The following is an 18,991-nucleotide window of genomic DNA, read 5'->3' as shown; positions in this document are numbered from 1 at the left end:
GTGGGAAACCGGAACGGGAGGAGGCCCGGCCGCGAGGAGCCGGAACGTTGAAAAACGACACAGCCCCACCTATACGCCCATCCCTGCGGAAGGATGCATGCCGTTTGAGATGCCTCCCGAGCCGGAACCCGGTGCGCGAGCGGCCGCCCTTAGATGCGGATCGTCAACTCCTGGCCGGGGCGTATCATGCTCGAACGCAGCCCGTTCCACTTCTTCAGATCCGTGACCGAGACGCCGTATCGCTTGGCGATCTCGACGAGGGTGTCGCCCCGGCGCACGAGATGGGTCGTTTCACCCACATTGCCCGGATAGATCGTCAGGCGTTGGCCGACGCGGATGCGCGAGCCCCGGAGGTTGTTCCATTGCCGCAGTTTTTTGATCGAGACGCCATGTCGCACGGCGATCTCACTGAGCGTGTCGCCCCGGCGCACCTTGTACGTGATCTTCTTCGGCGCGCTCTTCTTCGGGGTCGCCTCCGCCGTGGCCGAGCCGCCGCCGGAGGTGTAGATGGTGAGCCGCTGTCCGGTCCTGATCCGGCTGCCGCGCAGCTTGTTCCACCGCTTGAGGCTGCTGACGCCGACGCCGTACTTCGCGGCGATTTCGCTGAGCGTGTCGCCCTGACGCACGCGGTAGACGACGCGCGTCTCGCCCTTTGCCGGCTCCGTGCGCTCGGGCGCGGGTGCGCTCGCCTTGACCACCGGCGGCGAGCTCTGCCGTTGCCGCAATTCCTGCGCGACGCTCTCCGAGACGGCGAGCGGGCGCAGGGTGCGCGTGCCGTAATCGACCGTCATCTTGTCCGCTGCCGTGAGCGCGGGCACGGGCACGGCGCTGTCGTACTTCGGCACCGGCACCACGAGGCGTTGCCCGATGCCGATCCGCGTGCTCCGTAGTCCGTTGTCTCGCATGAGTTGCCCGACGCTCGTGCCGTACTGCCGCGCGATCTTTCCGAGCGTGTCGCCGCGCCGGACCACGTACTCGCCCGCCGTCAGGTAGGCGTCTTCGGGCAGGTTGGCATAGCCTTCGGCGAAGCGTTCGTACGTGCCGAGCGGGATTCGCAGATAATACGGCTGCGTGGAGGGGGGCAGGCTCCCGCGCCGGAGCTCGGGATTGAGCGCGCGGATCGTGTTCACGTCGGTCCCCGTCAACTCGGCGATGGTGCTCAGCCGAAGCGCCCCCTGCACGGGCACGTAGTGGTAGGCATAGCGTGGCCCCGGACGCGCCGGCTCCAGCCCAAACGACGCCGGGTTCGACGCCATCAGCGAGGCGGCAATGAACATGGGCACGTAGTTTCGCGTCTCGCGCGGGAGATAGGGATACATGTCCCAGAACGTTGCCTTCCGCCCGGTCTTCGCCTCCGCCCGGCGGATGGCCCGCTTGATGCACCGGGGACTGCAATTGTAGCCGGCCAGCGCGATGTGCCAGTCGCCGTAGATCTCGTAGAGCTCGCGCAGATGCCGGGCCGCCGCGCGCGTCGCTTTCTCCGGGTCCATCCGCTCGTCCACCCATGCATCGATGTGCAGTCCGTAGGCCCGCGCCGTGGCGGCGATGAACTGCCACATCCCGACGGCCCGCGCCCAGCTCCGCGCGCGCGGGTTGAGTCCGCTCTCGATCATCGCGAGGTACTTCAGCTCGTCCGGCACGCCCTCCTCGGCAAAGATCTGCTCGATCATCGGGAAGTACGTCTCGGCGCGGCTGAGCCAGTGGTTGATGTGCTTGTCCGGCTCCTTCTTCAGATACGCGATGGACGACTCCACGAGCCGGTTCATCGTCATCGGGATCGTGGTCTCGAACCGTCGCACCTCGGGCCGGTCGACGTCTTCGAGCAACGGCTCGTCGAGCTCGTCCATCAGCGCGAACATCTCGGCGCGGATCCCGAAGATGTTGCCGTACGGAAGCGTCAGCGTGTCCGTGGAGCCATAATAGCGCTCATACTCGGCTACGAGGGTGCGGTAAAGCTCGCGAAAGCGCGGGCGTTCCATGATGCCGGGTCGATGCATCAGCGTGCCCAACTCGGTCATCGCCGCGTCGAGCAGCGATTCGGTCCGATCCGGGTCACGCTCGGCCTGCGCCAGCAAAAGATCCGACTGATACCGGTAAAGACGCCCGATGAGGCGAAGCGTCTGGCGCTCCGAGAGCGTGTCGCCCGGCGCGTGCACGAGCATCGGATGCGCCTCGAGCGACTGAAGCGCGGGAGAATCCGGCGGCAAGACCTCGGCCCGCGTCACGGCGGAAGAAGACGCCTGGGGGGCCGGTTGCCCCTGAGCCGGCGCAAAGAGGAGGGGGGAAAGGCCTATCAGCAGCGCAAAAAACAAGGATCGGCGCACAGGCGGTCTCTCGGTTTGATGAGGAAACGGGCGAAAGGCGAAGTGATTAAAGCAATACCTTAGCGACCCCGGTCTTTGGGCATAAACAATAACAACTTCGGCGATATTTTACAAGACCCTCCGGCGTCCATTTGTTCAGGGAAGCGCCGGAGGGCTTCTCCATGAGAGAGACGTTCGCTCCGGAAGGGCAGCCGCCCGCGCTTCCGCCGCATCCGCTCCTGTTTATATCGCCTCTGTTCCGCCCCGGTTAAACGCCGGACGGCCTCGGAAGCGGTCAAAGCGGGATGTTGCCGTGCTTCTTTCGCGGGTTCGAGGCGACCTTGTTCTTGAGCATCTCCAGCCCGCGGATGAGGCGGAAGCGCGTCTCGTGCGGCTCGATCACGTCGTCGATGTAGCCGTATTCGGCGGCGACGTACGGGTTGGCGAGCTTCTCCCGGTAGTCGTCGATGAACGCGTCGAGGGCAGCCTGCGGGTCTTCGGCCTCGGCGATCTGCTTCCGGAAGATGATCTCGACGGCGCCTTTGGGTCCCATCACGGCGATCTCGGCGGTGGGCCAGGCATAGTTGAGGTCGCCCCGGATGTGCTTCGAGTTCATCACGTCGTATGCGCCGCCGTACGCTTTTCGCGTGACGACGGTGATCTTCGGGACGGTGGCCTCGCAAAAGGCATAGAGCAGTTTCGCCCCGTGCCGGATGATGCCGCGCCATTCCTGATCGGTGCCGGGCAGGAAGCCGGGCACGTCCTCGAAGACGATGAGCGGGAGGTTGAAGGCATCGCAAAAACGGACGAAACGCGCGCCTTTGACGGCGGAGTCGATGTCGAGCACGCCCGCAAGCACCGCCGGGTTGTTGGCCACGATGCCGACCGAACGCCCGCCCAGATGCGCGAAGCCGACGAGGATGTTCGGCGCATAGTCGGCGTGGATCTCGAAGAAACGCCCGCCGTCGACGATGCGGGTGATGACCTCGTGCATGTCGTACGGCTTGTTCGGATTGGCCGGCACGACGGCGTCGAGCGTCTCGCCGGCGCGGTCTACGGGGTCGGCGGCGGCGGCGACCGGCGGCGGGTCCTCACAGTTCGACGGGATATAATGCATCAACTCGCGGATCCGGAGCAGGCAGTCCACGTCGTTGGCGCACGTCATGTGGGCGACGCCGCTCTTCGTTGCGTGCGTCTCGGCGCCGCCGAGGTCCTCGAAGGTCACGTCCTCCTGGGTGACGGTCTTCACCACGTTCGGCCCGGTGACGAACATGTGGCTCGTGTGCTTGACCATGAACACGAAGTCGGTGATGGCGGGGCTGTAGACCGCGCCGCCGGCGCACGGCCCCATGACGGCGGAGATCTGCGGCACCACGCCGGAAGCGAGCGTGTTGAGCAGGAAGATGTCCGCGTATCCGCCGAGCGAGACGACGCCCTCCTGAATGCGCGCGCCGCCGGAGTCGTTGAGCCCGATGACGGGCGCGCCGTTTTCCATCGCCAGGTTCATGATCTTTACGATCTTCGAAGCGTGCGCCTGCCCGAGCGAGCCTCCGAAAACCGTGAAATCCTGACTGAAGACGTACACGAGCCGCCCGTGGATCGTCCCGAAGCCGGTGACGACGCCGTCGCCGTACGGCCGGTTTTTTTCGAGCCCGAAATCGTGCGACTGATGGCGGACGAACATGCCGAGTTCCTCGAAGGAACCCTCGTCGAGCAGCACGTCGAGGCGTTCGCGGGCGGTGAGTTTGCCCCGTTCGTGCTGCCGTGCGATGCGTTTTTCGCCGCCGCCGAGCCGCGCTTCGGCCCGTCTTCGTTCGAGGTCGGCCATCAAGGCGTCTTTATCCTTCATCGGGGAATGCGTGGTTCGTGTTCGTGGGAATGGGACGAGCGTCTTCATCCGTCCATTCGATGAGACGCAATCTAAACCGCAGCGCCCGGAATCTGAAATCAGCGGCGCTCGTCCTGCCGGTACCGGGCTTCGACGGCATTCGTGAAGGCGATGGCGGGCGGGCTGTAGATGTTGACCCGATGCGCCTTGAACACGTCTTGCGCGATGATTTGCGAGGCCTGCGTCCACGTGGGAGCCGTGTACAGGCGGCGAAGGACCCGCTCGTAATCCTCCTCGGAGCCGGAGAAAAGGTATTTGACGAAGCGCTCGCGGTTGCGGAGGGCCTGTTCGCCGAGGATGGCGTGTTCGAGCGCCGGGAGGTCCGCCGCGCCCGGCTCCACGTTCGAGCGGAAGCGCATCCACAACGGCATCGCCTCGGGCGTCGGAGGAGACGGCGCGGCTTCGATCGCTTCGGCCTCGGGCGCATGCATGAACTTTTTCCACAGCGGCACGGCTTCGTCTCCGGCCGGAGGTGCGGGTTCCACGGGCGGCGAGGGCGCGGCGGAAGCCTCCGGGGGAGGTGCGGGCTCAGGGGAAGGTGCGGGCTCCGGGAGAGGCGCGGGCTCCGACGGCGGCAAAGGTTCGAGCACGACGGGCGGTTCCTGCCGAACGACGGGCGGTTCCTGCCGAACGACGGGCGGTTCTCGCCGAACGACGGGCGGTTCTCGCCGAACGACGGGCGGTTCTCGCTGAACGACGGGCGGGTCTCGCCGAATGACGGGCGGGCTTGGCTCGGGGGCGGCAACCGGACGCGCGGGGGCGAGCGCCGACGCGAGGAGCTCCCGCAGCCCCGCCTCGTCGAGCGCGCGCACGTTCCGGCGCGCCGCCGCATCGAGACGGGCGACGACCTCTTGAGCGCCCCGGTCCTCGAAGAAGGCGCGCAACACGGACACCGGCGCCTCGGTCCGGCCCGGCGTCAGGTCGCCCATCAAAAGCAGGAGCGGCTCCAGGAGTGTGAGCCATGCCTCCACGTCGTAATCCTCGGCCATCTGCCGGTCGACGCGGGTGAGGAGTTCGGCGAAGTGGGCGCGGGCGATTTCCGGCGTGCCCTTGCGCTCGAAGTACGCCTCCACCGCCGCGCGCAGGTGCGGATACGCCGCAAAATAGCCGATGCGCCGGTACACGACGTGCGCCGGCAGCGGCCCTTCCTCCACGTTGAAGACGAAGTCGACGAGCGTCTGTGCGGGGCGGATGAGGTACGCGACGACGCGCTCCACGGCCTGCCGGAGCGTGCGTTCCCACTCCTCCCCGGGGATCTGCGCGTGCTGAAGAAGCGCCACGATCAACGCCTTGTGCGCCTGCCGAACCTCCGGGTGGTCGTAGTCGAACCAGTTCGAACGCACGGCCCGAAGTTGCTCCACTTCGAGGTCGAAGCAGCGCTGAAGCGTCTGGGTGAGAAAGTGGGCCACGAGGGAGGGCATCGGCGCGCGGTCGAAGTCGGCGCGCGTGTAGTCCTGCGTGGGTGGAAAGGCCTCGAACAAATGCTGAAACAGGCGGTCGGAGAAGGTGCGCGGCATGGTATTCGGAAGAGAGGGAAGAACGTCGGGAGCACGAACGCGACAGGCACGGAGAAAGGCCCCATCCGCATCACGGAAACGCGTTTTTTCAAACGCCGGACCCCGCGCCTGCGTTTCACGTCCCGGAACGATTGAGGATCGTCCGCCGCCGCCGGGCCTTTTCTTGCGCGGCGGAATGGGAAACGGCGCTCACCCGTCTTAGTTTAGTCGTGCCCCGAAGCTCTTCCTCTCCGAAACCGTGATTTTCCCGCTCGACGTCCTTTTGCTCGGCTTCGCCCTTCGTCCCACCGCCGACCTCGACGATGGGGCGCTGGCGCGACGCATCCGGGATGGAGACGCGGCGGCCTTCAAAGCCTTCTTCGACCGGCATCACCCGGCGCTCTTCCGCTATCTTCGCCGACGCGGTGTGCCCGCCGACGTCTCCGAGGACCTCCTCCAGAACGCTTTCCTCACCCTCTGGGAACGCCGCGCCGACATCGACGAGACCCGCTCGCTCCGCGCCTTGCTTTTCCGCATCGCCCACACGCGCGCCCTGAACCATTTCCGGGATACGGCCCGGTTCGCCGACCCCGAAGCCGCGCCGGAGCCGGCGGACCCGACGACGCCCGACGCGAGCGCCGGCTATCACCTCACGCAGGACGCGCTTCGGAAAGCCATCGACCGGCTCCCGCCCCGTCGGCGGGCGGTCTTCGAGCTGTGCTTCATGGAGGAACTCACGTACCGGGAAGCCGCCGAGGCGCTCGGCATCAGCGTAAAGACCGTCGAGCATCAGATGGGGCACGCGCTCAAGGCCATCCGCAAGGAGATGGCTGCCTACCTCTGAGGCCCGCATCCCTTCGAAAAAAATACCCGCTCTTTCGCTTTAATCGCGGTGCGCCGCGGACCGATATCCTCCTCACAACGGTTTCCGATCCGGCGTGCGAAACACATTTTTCGACGGGCTTTCGGGGCAGTTTCGTGACCCCTGGGAAGAAGCTGCCGGGCATCTTGAACGCGTGTGCTTACGAGCGTCGGGCCTTGTGGAAAGAGGAAAAGAAGGGGAGAGGTATGAACCGGCGAAGCTTCCTTCGCCTGCCGGTCCGGCCCGTATCGCAGTCGCGCGCCCTGGCGGGGCTCGAGCCGTACGCGGGTCCCTGGGACCGCCGTCAGGCCACGCATCTCATCCGGCGCACCGGCTTCGGAGCGATCAAGCGCGAGGTCGACGGCGCGTTCTTCGACGGTTCCGCTCCGGCCGCCGTCGACCGTCTCGTGGATGCGGCGCTCGCCGATCCGCTGCCCGAAGCGCCGTCGTGGTACGGCGGCTCCTCCTCGTCGGGCATCAACGAGATCTATGACCTCCAGCGGTCGTGGCTCGATGCCATGCGCGCCAACGGGTTGATCGAAAAGATGACCCTCTTCTGGCACAACCACTTCGTCACGCAGCACACGAGCATCGACCAGAAGACCTCGCTCTCGACGGCGCACCTCGTCTACGACTACTATACGCTCCTCCGCAAAAACGCGCTCGGCAACTTCCGTACGCTCGTCGAGAAGATCGGGACGAACCCGGCCATGCTCATCTATCTCGACGGTTTCGTCAATGAGCGGGGGAAGGCGAATGAGAACTACGCGCGCGAGCTGCTCGAACTCTTTACCATGGGGCAGTTCGGCCCGGACGGCTCGGAGAACTATACCGAGGCCGACATCAAGGAGATCGCGCGGGCGCTGACGGGGTGGGTGGTCACGAGCGACCGCAAGGCTTCGTTCGATCCCGCCCGCCACGACGACGGCGTCAAGACGTTCTGGGGGCAGTCCGGCGCGTTCGGGTACGACGACGTGGCGGCGGCCGTCTTTGAGCGGCGCGCCGAAGAGACGGCGCACTTCGTCTGCCGCAAGCTCTACACGTTCTTCGTGCAGGCCGTCCCGGACGAGGGCATCGTGTCTGCGCTGGCAGCCGAGATGCTCGCGCAGGATTTCGAGATCGCGCCGGTGCTGAGAAAGCTGCTCAAGAGCGCGCATTTCTACGACGACGCCTTCATCGGCGCGCGCATCAAGAGCCCGGTCGAGTACCTCGTCGGCTTCCTTCGCGAGGCGGAGGTGGTGCCCACGCAGGATCTGCTCGAAAACATGCGCGAGGCGCTGACGCCGCTCAACCTTGCGCAGGAGCTTTTCAATCCGCCGAACGTGGCGGGCTGGCCGGGTCTCAACCCGCCCGACGCCGGCGGCGCGCCGGGCCATCATGCCTGGCTCACCACCACCGCCCTCCCCGAGCGATGGGCCTTCCTCTCCGACCTCGTCTACGGCAACGGCGGCGCGGAGTACGACCCGCTCGACCTCGTCACGAAGCTCTCCGACCCTTCCGACCCTTTCCGGATCGCCGTGGACCTGGCCGAGACGATGATCCCCGTTCCACTCGAAGAGGCCGCCATCCGCGACGTTCCGGACGACCTCGTGGGCATGGAGGAGCGCCCCCCGCCCGAGGACATCCTCAACGGCCCGGCGTATGTGCTCAACCTCTCGAAAATCCTCCTCGACGGCTTGCCGCACTATGGCTGGCCGATCATCATCGACCCCGGCGACCCGGACGTGGCCGACGCCCGAACGCTGGTGCGAGGCTACCTCAGCTACCTCATTCAACTGCCCGCCTACCAGCTTATGTAACCCTTCCGGCCCGTCGCCCGAGCTCACCCCAGGACCTCACCGAATCTCATGCACGACACGTGTCCTCATCACGCGCACGAACGGCTCCGGCACGGGGCCTCCCTGACCCACGGCGCGGCGCACGCGCAGGATCACGCCCGATGGAGCCGCCGCGATTTTCTCGCGCGGATGGGCCTGGCCTCCGCCGGCGTCGCCTTCTCGCTGGGCGGGCGGCCCGCCGGCGCTTTCGGCCACCTGCCGATGCTCGACGCCCTCCGCCGTCAGGAGACGGACCGCATCCTCGTCCTCATCCAACTCGGCGGCGGCAACGACGGCCTCAACACCATCATCCCGGTCAACAACGACCTCTATTATCAGAACCGTCCCACCATCGCCATTCCGAAGACGCAGGCGCTTTTGCTCGACGATGAGACGGGCCTCCATCCGGCCATGAGCAGCCTGATGAACCTGTGGGATGACGGGCGCCTGTCCGTGGTGCACAACGCCGGTTATCCGAATCAGACACGCTCTCATTTCGAGGGCACCGTGAACTGGTCCACCGCGCGCGATCAGGGCGACGACGAGAGCACGGGATGGCTCGGGCGTTATCTTGCCGACGAGTACCTCACATCCTCGCTCGTGCCCTTCGACTATCCGCTCGCCGTCCGGATCGGCGGCCCGGCGACGCTCTTTCAAAGCCCCTTCGGCGGCCTGAGCGTCACCTTCGGCGACGCCGCGCAGTTCGAGCGGTTCCTCGAACAGGGGGGGTTCTACGATGCCGGCGACGTGCCTGCCACGCCCTACGGCGCGGCCCTCTCCTTCGTCCGGGATGTGACGAACGCCTCCTTCCGCTATGTGGCCTCGGTGCAGGATGCCGCCGCCAACGGGGTCAACCTCGCAAGTTATCCGAACACGGGCCTCGCCGCCAACCTCGCCGTGGTGGCGCGCACCCTCCGCGGCGGCCTGGCCACGCCCATCTATACCGCCTCGCACGGCGGCTTCGACACGCACTCCGGGCAGGGCGCCGCCACCGGATCGCACGGCGCGCGCCTCGGTCAGCTCGCCGACGCCGTCGCCGCCTTCTTCGAGGACCTCGCCGCCGACGGCCTCGACCGGCGCGTCCTGGTGATGACCTTTTCCGAGTTCGGACGCACCCTCCGCGAGAACGGCTCCGGAGGCACCGACCACGGCGCGGGAGCCCCGATGCTCCTCTTCGGCAGCGGCCTCCACGGCGGAACGTACGGCGTGCAGTCCGACCTCCTCGACCTCTACGGCGGCGACCCGCGCTTCACCACCGACTATCGCTCGGTCTATGCCACGCTGCTCCAGGACTGGTTCGGCCTCGCTGCCCCCGACGTCGACGCCGTGCTCGGGCGCTCGTTCGATCGCCTCGGCTTCGTCGGCGACAAAGTCAGCGTGGCCGTGGAGCCGAAGGAGACGCCCGGCGCGTTCCGCCTCGAACAAAACTTCCCCAACCCGTTCCATCCCACGACCGAGATCACGTACACGCTCGCGGCCCCGGGACCGGCGACGCTTCGGGTCTTTGACGCGCAAGGTCGCCTCGTGCAAACGCTCGCGGCGGGCACACAGGCGGCGGGCGTCCATCGCGTCAGGTTCGACGCCGGGCGCTTGCCGAGCGGAACGTACCTCTATCGCCTCGAAACGGCGGCGGGGATTCAGGCGCGGAAGATGGTGCTGATCAAATGAGAAAGGCAGGCGGCGCACCGGCGCATTTTACGGGCGCTTCCGCTTCATCCACGAGAAAAGAGGACCGATACCGGAAACAGAAAACTCTCCTCCGAAGGAGGACAGGGGGGTGTCGAAAGCACATCTCATCAAGGCCCAACGATGACGGCGCTCCCTGTGTCCTCCTTCGAAGAAGAGCCCTTCGGATTTTTCGTCGTTCGCGAACATGTTGGACGGCGGCCTTTTCCCCATTCAGTTGATGATGCGCATGACACGGCCTACGTCCCTTCCCCTTCGCATGGAGCCGGCGCTCCGGTCTCTGGTCCGGTGCGCTGCGAGGGGTTTGCTCCTCCTCGCGCTTCCGTCGCTTCTGTTCGTCGGATGCGACCTTCTCGGCGGCAACGACGAACCGGCTGCCGCGCGGCTCTATCCCGTGCGTATCGATGAGGCGTGGGGATACATCGGCGTGAGCGGGCGCATTGCCGTCTTGCCCCGGTTCGAGGGGGCGGAGGACTTCTCGGAGGGCCTCGGCGCCGTGCAGATCGACGGGTTGTGGGGCTACGTGGGCAGCGGCGGCAACGTTCGCATCCCTCCGCAATACCGTGTGGCCGGGCCGTTCTCCGAGGGGCTGGCCGCCGTGCGCGGCGAGGCGGGATACGGCTACGTCGATGCCGGGGGCACGCTCGTCATCGACGCGCAGTTCGACCTCGCGCAGCCGTTCGCCGAGGGGCGCGCCGCCGTGCGGATCGAGGGGCGGTGGGGCTTCATCGACCCGGGCGGGGCGCTCGTGATCGAGCCGCGCTTCAGCGACGCGCGCTCGTTCTCCGAGGGCTTCGCCGCCGTCGAGAGCGTCGACGGATGGGTGTACATCGACCGCGACGGCGCGGTGGTCATCGACCCGAGCTTCACCATCGAGGTGGCGGGCGACTTCGTCGACGGCCTCGCGCCGTTTGCCACGAGCGACGGGTGGGGCTACCTCGACCGCGACGGCGGACCGGCCATCGCGCCGCGCTTCGAACAGGCCGAGCCGTTCGCCGAGGGCCTCGCCGTCGCCGCCGAAGACGGCCGCTTCGGCTTCATCGACAGGAGCGGCGCATGGGCCGTGACGCCGCAGTTCCGCGAAGCGCGCCCGTTCTCCGAAGGGCTGGCCGCCGTCCGCCTCAACGCCCGGTGGACCTTCCTCGACAAGGCCTCGCTCCGCATCGGCATGGAACGCAATTTCATGCGGGCCGAGCCGTTCAACGGCGGCATCGCCCGCATCTTCAACGGACGCGAAGACAATCCTGACATCGGTTACATCGACCGGCGGGGCGAGTACGTCTGGTTCCCCACCAAATAAACGACCCTCCCCTCGCACATGCCGCACAGACACATGAAACGGTTTTTCTCCCGACTGGCGCTCTCTCTCGGCTGCGCTTCGATCCTCTTCGGCGTGAGCGGATGCGACTTTCTCACCGGCGAAGATCAGGCGGACGCCACCGGCCTCTTCCCGGTCCTCCTCGACGGGCGATGGGGCTACATCAACAGCCTCGGGCGCATGGTCATCGAGCCGCAGTTCTATTTCGCCGAAACCTTCTCGGACGACCTCGCGCACGTGCGTACGAGCAGCGGGCACGGGTTCATCGATCGGGAGGGCGACTTCGTGATCGCGCCGCGCTTCGAAGACGCGCGCCCGTTCTCCGAAGGGCTGGCCGCCGTGCGCATGGACGGACGGTGGGGCTACCTCAACCGGAACGGGACGTTCGAGATCAACCCGCAGTTCACCTCGGCATATGCGTTCTCCGAGGGCCGCGCCTTCGTCCGCACGCTCGACTATGACTGGGAATACATCGACGCCTCCGGCCGGATCGTCCGCGAGGCGACCACGCCCGACCTCGACGAAGTCGACGAACCCTCGTTCTCCGACGGCCTCGCGCTCGTTCGCCACGGCGATGCGTACGGGTACATCGACCGCGCGGGCAAGCTCGTGATCCCGCTTCAATATTCCGCCGCGCGCGCCTTCGCCGATCGCCGCGCCGCCGTCAAGATCAGCGACCGGTGGGGCTACATCGACGACAGGCAGGGCACCGCCATCAGCCCGCAGTTCATCAGCGCCGCCAGCTTCTCCGACGACCGCGCGCCGGTGCGCAAAGACGGCAATCAATGGGGCTACATCGACCGCTCGGGCAGCCTCGCCGTCGCCGCGCAGTTCGACGAAGCCCTGCCGTTCTCCGAAGGACGCGCGCCGGTGATGGTGGATGAAAAGTGGGGCTACATCGACCCCTCCGGAGCGTACATCATCGAGCCGCAGTTTGACGAGGCGATGCCGTTCAAAGGCGGTGCGGCCCGCGTTCGCATCACCGTGGGCGAGCGACAGACGTACGGTTATATCGACCGCGCCGGAAAATTCCTGTGGTATCCGACGGACTGAGCTTCGGAGCCGATCGGGGCTGCCCCGGTCTGGTGGATCCTCTTTACGCGTCACTAACGGGAAAGGGCGCGCCGTCCGCCGCGTGCGAGGCGCCGGGAAAAATGCTTATGGTCCGATGGGGAAATCACCCGTGTCCGAATGGGAACGAGCCCTATTGGGAAAAGATGGGCGGGGGCGTACTATTCATACCCTTTCCCGTGAGAATGAGCGAGCGCGTGTGAATGCGCCGGAGGTCGTCATGTATGTCGCATCCAAAGAAGCCGTCGATGCCCGCCTGGAAACCCTTGTCTGCGCTATCGAACGTCTCCGCGGCCTCGACCTCACCGAGGAAGCCGGTGTGGCACAAGCCCTGGAGACCGGTCGCAAAGCCATGGGCGCCCTTGCGCGCTATTGCGAAAGCCTCCGACGAACGGAACGAGCGTCGATAGCCCCGCGCCGCGCCGCCTGAGGCGCACGGTGCGGATGAGCGCCTATGACGCGACCGGGGGGCCCCCCGACGGGGGATTCTTCACCCCTTCGTGTGGGCGGCGATGTAGTCGAGCGCGTCGGCCGGAGTGGAGGCGACGTGATAGAGGTCGCGATACCGGGGGTGTGCGAAGCCCGTCCGGTAGTAGTGCTCGAAGAGCTCGAGTAAGGGCTCGTAGAAGCCGTCCGTGTTGACGAGGGCGATGGGTTTGTGGTGATAGCCGAGTTGCCGGAGCGTGAGCACCTCCATGAACTCCTCCAGCGTCCCGAAGCCTCCGGGCAACACGACGAACGCCTCGGCGCGGGTGAACATGTGGCGTTTCCGTTCCTGCATCGTCTCGGTGATGATCAGTTCGTCGGCCACTTCGTAGGCCACGCCTTCGACCTGCCGGAGCGCCTCCGGGATGACGCCGAAGACCTCGCCGCCGTGCTCGTGCACGGCCCGCGCCACCGTCCCCATCAGCCCCACGTTGCCGCCGCCGTAGACGAGTGTATGGCCGCGCTCGGCCAGCAGCCGTCCCATCTCGGAGGCCGTCGCGAAATATTTCTCGTCGATGTGATTGCTGGAGGCGCAATAGACGCCGACGGGTCGGATCATGAGCGAAAACGGTGGAAGGAAGGTTGAGGGGAGGCGGTTTTCGTGGCGTTCCCGTCCGGTTCATGGGGAGGGGCGGAAATCCCGGAAGGCGAAGCGGGCATAGGCTTGCTCCGCCGTGCTGAACCAGCGGTACGAATCCGCCCTCCATTTTTTGTACGCCTGATAGACCTTGTTATAGGTCGCGTCGGCGGCGGCGTGTTCTTCGAGCAGGTCCAGGGCGTTCTGCTCGGCGGCTTGCATGATGTCGTCGGGGAAGGGGCGGAGTTGCACCCCTTTGTCGAGCAGACGACCGAGGGCGGGCGGGTTTTTGGCGTCATAGCTGGCGAGCATACCCACGTTGGCCTCGGCGGCGGCCACTTCGAGCGCCTGGCGGTACGTGCCGGGGAGGCGGTCCCAGGCGTCGCGGTTGACGTAGAAGCTGAGCGCCGGCCCGGGCTCCCACCAGCCGGGGTAATAATAGTACTTCGCCACCTCGTCGAAGCCGAGCTTCTCGTCATCGTACGGCCCGACCCACTCGGTGGCGTCGATGGCGCCGCGTTCGAGGGCGGGGTAGATATCGCCGCCGGCGAGCACCTGCACCGTCACGCCGAGGCGGTCCATCACCCGCCCGCCGAGGCCGGGGATGCGCATCTTGAGCCCGCGCAGGTCTTGCAGGCCGTGAAGCTCCCTGCGGAACCAGCCGCCCATCTGGACGCCCGTATTGCCGCCGGGGAAGTTGAGCACGTTGAAGTCGGCGAAGAGCGCGCGCGTCAGGTCGAGGCCGTCGCCGTGGTAGAGCCAGGCGTTGTACTGCCGGGCCGTCAGGCCGAAGGGCACGGTGCAGTCGAAAGCGAGCGCCGGATTTTTGCCGATGAAATAATAGCTTGCCGCGTGGCCCATATGGACGGCTCCTTTCTGAACGGAGTCGAGCACCTGATCGAAGGGGACGAGCTCGCCCGCCTGAAAGACGCGGATGCGGAAGCGGTCCTCGGTAAGCGCGCGGACGCGGTTGGCCAGCACGTCGGCCGCGCCGAAGATGGTGTCGAGCGAGCGGGGAAAGCTGGAGACGAGCTGCCAGGTCACGCGGGGTCGGGTCTGAACGGCCGGCGCCCCTCCCGGTTCGGCGGCTCCGCCGCAACCCGCCAGCAGCCCGCCGCCGGCCGCGCCGACGGCCGCCTTCCTCATGAAATCACGCCGTTTCATCGTCATCGTCTGTACCCGTGAGCCGAAAGGAAACGGCGTCAGTATACAGGATGAGGCCCGCAGGCGCAATACGAAAGCGCGGGGGAAACCGAACCGGTGGGCAGGGCAAAGAAAAAGGGGAGCCGGCGTTGCGCCCGCTCCCCCGTTTCCCGGAAATCCCGGCCTCACTTCAGGAGCACCATCCGGCGCGTCTGCCGGAAGCCTTCGGACTGGAGCACGTAGACGTAGATGCCCGCGCTGAGGTCCGTGGCGTCGAAGCGGACCTGATGGCTGCCCGCCTCGCGGAAGCCCTCGGTCAGCGTGGCCACCTCGCGGCCGAGCGCGTTGAAGACGCGGAGCGTCGTCTCGCCCGCCTCAGGCAGCGTGAAAGCGATCATCGTCGTCGGGTTGAAGGGGTTGGGGTAGTTCTGGTCGAGCGTGAAGGCTGCCGGCAGGTCGGCTGCCGGCGTGCCGGTCTCGGCGCCGAGCGCCTCGAAGTCCGTCGCCCAGTCGTTCACGGCGACGGCTCCGGCGGCTTTGGCGGCCGCCTTCTCCCACGTGAAGCTGTCCGAGGCGTCGGCGGTGGGATACGCGCCGACGCTTCCGGTCTGCGTGTACGTGCCCGCCGGGAGGCCGCCCGGGACGGTCTGCGTGAGCGTGCGGCTGATGGTTGCGCCCGCGGCGAGGGTCCGTGAGATCGGCCCGATGGTGCGGCTGCCGCCCGGCCCGGAGATGTCGATCCAGATGTCCACGTCCGCGCTCGAAGCGCCGTTGTTCGTCACCTCGATGTCGTACTGGAAGCTGCCGCCGGCGGCGTCGATCACGATGGGATCGCCGACGGGCGTGAGGGCGATGGCGACGTCCTGCGTGCCGCCTCCGATGCCGAGCGCATCCCAGAAGGCGCCGTTGAAGGTGCTCGTGCCGCTGTTGTTGCCGCCGCCGCTGGTGGAGCATCCGCCGTGCGTGTGCACGCCGACGGCCATGCCCGTGGCGTCGTCGATGACGGGGCTGCCCGAGTTGCCGCCCTCGGTGTCGGTCTGGTACCGCATCGTCGTGCCGGAGGAACCCGCATTGGGGCCGACGTGCGTCTGCTCGGTCTGGTTGTCGACGCCGTCGTCGACGCCGTAGCCGGTGATGCGGATGTTCGCCGGGCCGAGGTCCTGCTTCAGCGGGAAGGCGGCGCTCTGTGCGTCGATGGGCTGAAGGCCGGTGACGCTGTTGTCGAAGACGGTGAAGACGCCCCAGTCATTGCCGATGCCCCCGTTGCTGAAGACGCGGCTGGAGGTGTCCACGGTGTATTGATCCTCCGGGCCGGGGTGCTGGATCGCGCCGCTCGAAAGCGAGGGCGGCACGTTGAACTCGAGCACGTTCGCCAGCGAAGAGGTGGCCAGGCAATGGCCCGCCGTGACGATCTTTCCGTTCTCGATGATCCATCCCGTGCAGCCGATGTTGAGCAGGCGTCCCGCCGCCGGGTCGGTCGAGGGCACGCGGTCGTCCGTGGGGCCGCACTGCGAGAGCGGGCCGGCGGGGTCCTCGCCCGCGACCACCGCCTCCACCGCCACGGAGACGTCGCGGTCGCCGGGGGCGACGTGCAGCCGAAGCGCCACGGCGTCGCCGTTGAAGTACGCGCTCGTGTTTTGCCACTGCGCCAGCGCGCGGGCGTCGAGCCGCTGCGTCGCGCCGTCCTTGAGCGAGGTGACCGTGACGAAACTGCCCGCGCCGAGACGCGCCTCGCCAAAGCTCAGACGCACCCACGGGGCGCCCGCCGCGCGAACCACCTCGTCGAACGCCACGACCGGAGCCGAACCCTGCCCCTGATGCACCCCCGACGTTAGCGGGTACGGCATCACGTGTTGGGGCGGCGGCGCCGTCTGGGCGACCGACAGCCCCGGCAGCCATAGAAGAACGAAAAGACCCATTGCGAGAAATTGTGCCACTCGATTCATAAACGTGCTCCTTGAAAGTAGGGGAAGGGGGAAGATCAGGCCCTGAAAGGGGCCATACGGCAACTTCTATGGTTCAAGGTACGAAAATAAAACACCGGATCGCGTCTTTTGAGACGGACGCCGCCCCGCAGGACGGGGAGAAGCCTTCGAGGCGAAAGACCGGCGGAAAGCAGGGTTGATGAGGGAAGAAGCATAACCGCCCCGGCGGGCATACCCGGTTGCCGGACGACGCGGCTGCGGGACCGGCCGCGGCTCATCCGCGCGGGCGGAGCGGGCGCATGACGGCTTCGGAGATGAGGTAATTGTCCGGCGTTTCGAGCACGTGAAGGACCGTGGCGGCCACGTCCTCGGGCTGCATCGGCTTCGATGTGAGATCAACCCCGGCGACCTGGAAAAACTCCGTCGCGATGGAGCCCGGGTAGAGACACGTCACCTTGATGCCGTCCTCGCGCACCTCTTTCATGAGCGCCTCGCTGAAGCCGCGCAGGCCAAACTTCGAGGCGTTGTACGCGCTGATGTTCGGATTGCCGATCAGCCCCGCCACCGACGCGATGTTGACGATGTGTCCGCCAAAGCCGCTCGTTTCGTTCTGACGCCGCATCACCGGCACGGCGGCGCGCGTGCACAGAAAGACGCCGCGCAGGTTCGTCTCCATCATGAGGTCCCATTCGTCCACCGAAAGCCGGTCCACGGGGCCGAATTTGCCCAGCCCGGCATTGTTGATGAGCACGTCGAGGCGGCCCGCTTCACGACGCACGGCCTCGAAGGCCCCGGCGACGTCGTCTTCGAGGCGCACGTCGCCGACGAGCGGATGGAACCGCGCGCCGAGTTCCTCGCGGAGGGCGTCGAGGCGGTCGCGGCGGCGGGCAAGTCCGAACACGCGCGCGCCTCGCCCGATGAGCGCTTCGGAAAAGGAACGTCCGAGGCCGCTGCTCGCGCCCGTCACGAGGGCAACTTTGTCTTTGAGATCCATGTATGGGAAGAGGGATGGGTGCGAAAAGACGACGGATCGACAAGATACGACCCGGCTCGCGTCGATGGGAGGGCGAGGGGGGCGCTCGTGAAAAAAAGACGGGTGGCGGATACTTTGCCGACGCGGGCGTATACTCCGGTGAATCCCGGAACGAACCCGCACCGACGCCCCATGACCGAGCCGGAACGCGAAGCCGCCGAAGCGATGGAGCATCTGTTGACGCCGAAGGCCCGCGCCGACGATCCGTTCGTGATCGACGGGCGGCGGCTCGCGCCGGAAACGGTGACGGCGATCCTCCGGCCGTACCTCACGGACGAGCGCTTCGCCCGCATCGAGGCCGTCCTCGACGGGCGCACGTACACCGTGGCGACGGTCGTCGAGGGCCTCGTGGACACGGGCAACGTGAGCGCGGTGATGCGCAGCGCCGAGGCGTTCGGCATTCAGCCGTTCCACATCATCACCGGCGGCGAACGCTTCAAACGCTCGAAGCGCACCACGCAGGGCGCAGAGAAATGGCTCGATGTGCATACGTGGCGCACGCCGGAGGAAGGGGCGGCTTTCCTCAAAAAGACCGGCTATACCCTCGTCGCCACCCACCTCGACGCCTCCGCCGTGCCCATCGACACGCTCGACTTCACGCAAAAGACCGCGCTCGTCTTCGGCAATGAGCGCGACGGCGTCTCGGACCGGATGCTCGAACTGGCGGACCGCCGCTGCATCATCCCGACGCCGGGCTTCGTGGAGAGCCTGAACATCTCGGTGGCCGCCGCCGTGAGCCTTTATCACGCCTACCGGGACCGCCTCGCCCGCCAGGGCTTCCACGGCGACCTCGACGCTGCCGCACGCGCCCGGCTCCGCGCCCGCTTTTTCATGAAGGCCGTCAAAAACGCCGAACGGATCCTCCGTCGGGCCGTATCCCCCGACGACCCTTCCTGACCTCCGCGCCCATGCCCGAACCGCTCGCTTTCACGACGCTCGACAGCCCCGTCGGTCCTCTCACGCTCGTTGCTTCGGAGGCGGGTCTGCAAAAGCTCCTCTTTGCCCCCTCCGCTCGGAAGGCCGACGCCTCGGTGTGGGTGGAGGATGCGAATCATCCCGTGCTCGCACAGGCGGCGCGCGAACTCGACGAATACTTTGAGGGTGCGCGGACCGCCTTCGACGTGCCGCTCGACCTCGTCGGGACGCCGTTTCAGCGGGCGGTGTGGGCCCTGCTTCGCGAGATCCCCTATGGTGCGACGACCACGTACGGCGCGCTCGCCGGGAAGCTCGGCGGTCCCACGAAGACGCGGGCCGTCGGCGGCGCGAACGGGCGGAACCCCGTGGGCATCATCGTGCCGTGCCACCGCGTCGTCGGCGCTTCGGGCGCGCTCACCGGCTTCGCGGGCGGCCTCGACGCAAAGGCGCACCTGCTTCGGCTCGAACGTC

General features: G+C 66.9%; 15 protein-coding genes. 8 read left to right on the top strand and 7 right to left on the bottom strand.

The genetic code is table 11. The annotated features are described in order from the left end of the window. Positions 1-149: 149 nt before the first annotated feature. The 3 genes from AC1HIY_RS15390 to AC1HIY_RS15380 form a co-directional block, all read right to left on the bottom strand. The gene (locus AC1HIY_RS15390; RefSeq protein WP_479577688.1) at positions 150-2,324 is read right to left on the bottom strand and encodes a LysM peptidoglycan-binding domain-containing protein; all 2,175 of its coding nucleotides are present in this window, start codon (positions 2,322-2,324) and stop codon (positions 150-152) included. A gap of 274 nt (positions 2,325-2,598) precedes the next feature. Then, positions 2,599-4,152: an acyl-CoA carboxylase subunit beta gene (locus AC1HIY_RS15385; protein ID WP_479577687.1), complete on the bottom strand. Its 1,554-nt coding sequence runs from the start codon at positions 4,150-4,152 to the stop codon at positions 2,599-2,601. 98 nt (positions 4,153-4,250) lie between these two features. Continuing rightward, on the bottom strand, positions 4,251-5,708 hold the full coding sequence (locus AC1HIY_RS15380; RefSeq protein WP_479577686.1) for a hypothetical protein: 1,458 nt from the start codon (positions 5,706-5,708) through the stop codon (positions 4,251-4,253). Positions 5,709-5,946: 238 nt separating this feature from the next. On the opposite strand from AC1HIY_RS15380, the gene AC1HIY_RS15375 reads away from it, so the two are divergent. The 6 genes from AC1HIY_RS15375 (at position 5,947) to AC1HIY_RS15350 (ending at position 12,871) form a co-directional block, all read left to right on the top strand. Next, on the top strand, positions 5,947-6,531 hold the full coding sequence (locus tag AC1HIY_RS15375) for an RNA polymerase sigma factor (protein ID WP_479577685.1): 585 nt from the start codon (positions 5,947-5,949) through the stop codon (positions 6,529-6,531). A gap of 224 nt (positions 6,532-6,755) precedes the next feature. Next, a complete protein-coding gene (locus tag AC1HIY_RS15370; RefSeq protein ID WP_479577684.1) occupies positions 6,756-8,348 on the top strand; it encodes a DUF1800 domain-containing protein in 1,593 nt (530 codons plus the stop codon). A 48-nt stretch (positions 8,349-8,396) separates the two neighbouring features. After that, positions 8,397-10,034: a DUF1501 domain-containing protein gene (locus AC1HIY_RS15365; protein ID WP_479577683.1), complete on the top strand. Its 1,638-nt coding sequence runs from the start codon at positions 8,397-8,399 to the stop codon at positions 10,032-10,034. 322 nt (positions 10,035-10,356) lie between these two features. After that, on the top strand, positions 10,357-11,352 hold the full coding sequence (locus AC1HIY_RS15360; RefSeq protein ID WP_479577682.1) for a WG repeat-containing protein: 996 nt from the start codon (positions 10,357-10,359) through the stop codon (positions 11,350-11,352). 33 nt (positions 11,353-11,385) lie between these two features. Then, positions 11,386-12,423 (top strand): WG repeat-containing protein, encoded by a 1,038-nt coding sequence (locus AC1HIY_RS15355; protein WP_479577681.1) that lies wholly within the window; start codon positions 11,386-11,388, stop codon positions 12,421-12,423. Between the two features lie 238 nt (positions 12,424-12,661). After that, positions 12,662-12,871, top strand: coding sequence for a hypothetical protein (locus AC1HIY_RS15350; RefSeq protein WP_479577680.1), 210 nt, complete (start codon positions 12,662-12,664; stop codon positions 12,869-12,871). Positions 12,872-12,931: 60 nt separating this feature from the next. Here AC1HIY_RS15350 and AC1HIY_RS15345 read toward each other — a convergent pair whose 3' ends face one another. From AC1HIY_RS15345 to AC1HIY_RS15330, 4 genes are all read right to left on the bottom strand, one after another. Continuing rightward, entirely contained in the window at positions 12,932-13,486 is a 555-nt protein-coding gene (locus tag AC1HIY_RS15345) for an LOG family protein (protein WP_479577679.1), read from the bottom strand. 60 nt (positions 13,487-13,546) lie between these two features. Further along, a complete protein-coding gene (locus AC1HIY_RS15340) occupies positions 13,547-14,668 on the bottom strand; it encodes a TRAP transporter substrate-binding protein (RefSeq protein WP_479577678.1) in 1,122 nt (373 codons plus the stop codon). Between the two features lie 164 nt (positions 14,669-14,832). After that, positions 14,833-16,494, bottom strand: coding sequence for a T9SS type A sorting domain-containing protein (locus AC1HIY_RS15335; RefSeq protein WP_479577677.1), 1,662 nt, complete (start codon positions 16,492-16,494; stop codon positions 14,833-14,835). Between the two features lie 352 nt (positions 16,495-16,846). Next, positions 16,847-17,566, bottom strand: a complete 720-nt coding sequence (locus AC1HIY_RS15330) for an SDR family oxidoreductase (protein WP_479577676.1) — start codon at positions 17,564-17,566, stop codon at positions 16,847-16,849. A gap of 171 nt (positions 17,567-17,737) precedes the next feature. Here AC1HIY_RS15330 and AC1HIY_RS15325 point away from each other — a divergent pair, with 171 nt between their 5' ends. Together AC1HIY_RS15325 and AC1HIY_RS15320 are read left to right on the top strand one after the other, a co-directional pair. Beyond that, positions 17,738-18,502 (top strand): TrmH family RNA methyltransferase, encoded by a 765-nt coding sequence (locus AC1HIY_RS15325; protein ID WP_479577675.1) that lies wholly within the window; start codon positions 17,738-17,740, stop codon positions 18,500-18,502. Positions 18,503-18,513: 11 nt separating this feature from the next. Further along, positions 18,514-18,991 (top strand): methylated-DNA--[protein]-cysteine S-methyltransferase (locus tag AC1HIY_RS15320; RefSeq protein ID WP_479577674.1); only part of this gene is annotated, 478 nt, incomplete at its 3' end.

The sequence above is a fragment of the Rhodocaloribacter sp. genome, from assembly GCF_056451265.1.
Note: the sequence above shows the minus strand (reverse complement) of the source record. Positions and strands in the feature narration are given on the sequence as shown.

Bases quoted from the DNA above. Each gene is read 5' to 3' on its own strand.
- AC1HIY_RS15385 (WP_479577687.1), bottom strand. From the start codon at position 4,152: ATGAAGGATAAAGACGCCTTGATGGCCGACCTCGAACGAAGACGGGCC.
- AC1HIY_RS15380 (WP_479577686.1), bottom strand. From the start codon at position 5,708: ATGCCGCGCACCTTCTCCGACCGCCTGTTTCAGCATTTGTTCGAGGCC.
- AC1HIY_RS15370 (WP_479577684.1), top strand. From the start codon at position 6,756: ATGAACCGGCGAAGCTTCCTTCGCCTGCCGGTCCGGCCCGTATCGCAG.
- AC1HIY_RS15365 (WP_479577683.1), top strand. From the start codon at position 8,397: ATGCACGACACGTGTCCTCATCACGCGCACGAACGGCTCCGGCACGGG.
- AC1HIY_RS15355 (WP_479577681.1), top strand. From the start codon at position 11,386: ATGAAACGGTTTTTCTCCCGACTGGCGCTCTCTCTCGGCTGCGCTTCG.
- AC1HIY_RS15350 (WP_479577680.1), top strand. From the start codon at position 12,662: ATGTATGTCGCATCCAAAGAAGCCGTCGATGCCCGCCTGGAAACCCTT.
- AC1HIY_RS15345 (WP_479577679.1), bottom strand. From the start codon at position 13,486: ATGATCCGACCCGTCGGCGTCTATTGCGCCTCCAGCAATCACATCGAC.
- AC1HIY_RS15340 (WP_479577678.1), bottom strand. From the start codon at position 14,668: ATGAAACGGCGTGATTTCATGAGGAAGGCGGCCGTCGGCGCGGCCGGC.
- AC1HIY_RS15335 (WP_479577677.1), bottom strand. From the start codon at position 16,494: ATGCCGTACCCGCTAACGTCGGGGGTGCATCAGGGGCAGGGTTCGGCT.
- AC1HIY_RS15330 (WP_479577676.1), bottom strand. From the start codon at position 17,566: ATGGATCTCAAAGACAAAGTTGCCCTCGTGACGGGCGCGAGCAGCGGC.
- AC1HIY_RS15325 (WP_479577675.1), top strand. From the start codon at position 17,738: ATGACCGAGCCGGAACGCGAAGCCGCCGAAGCGATGGAGCATCTGTTG.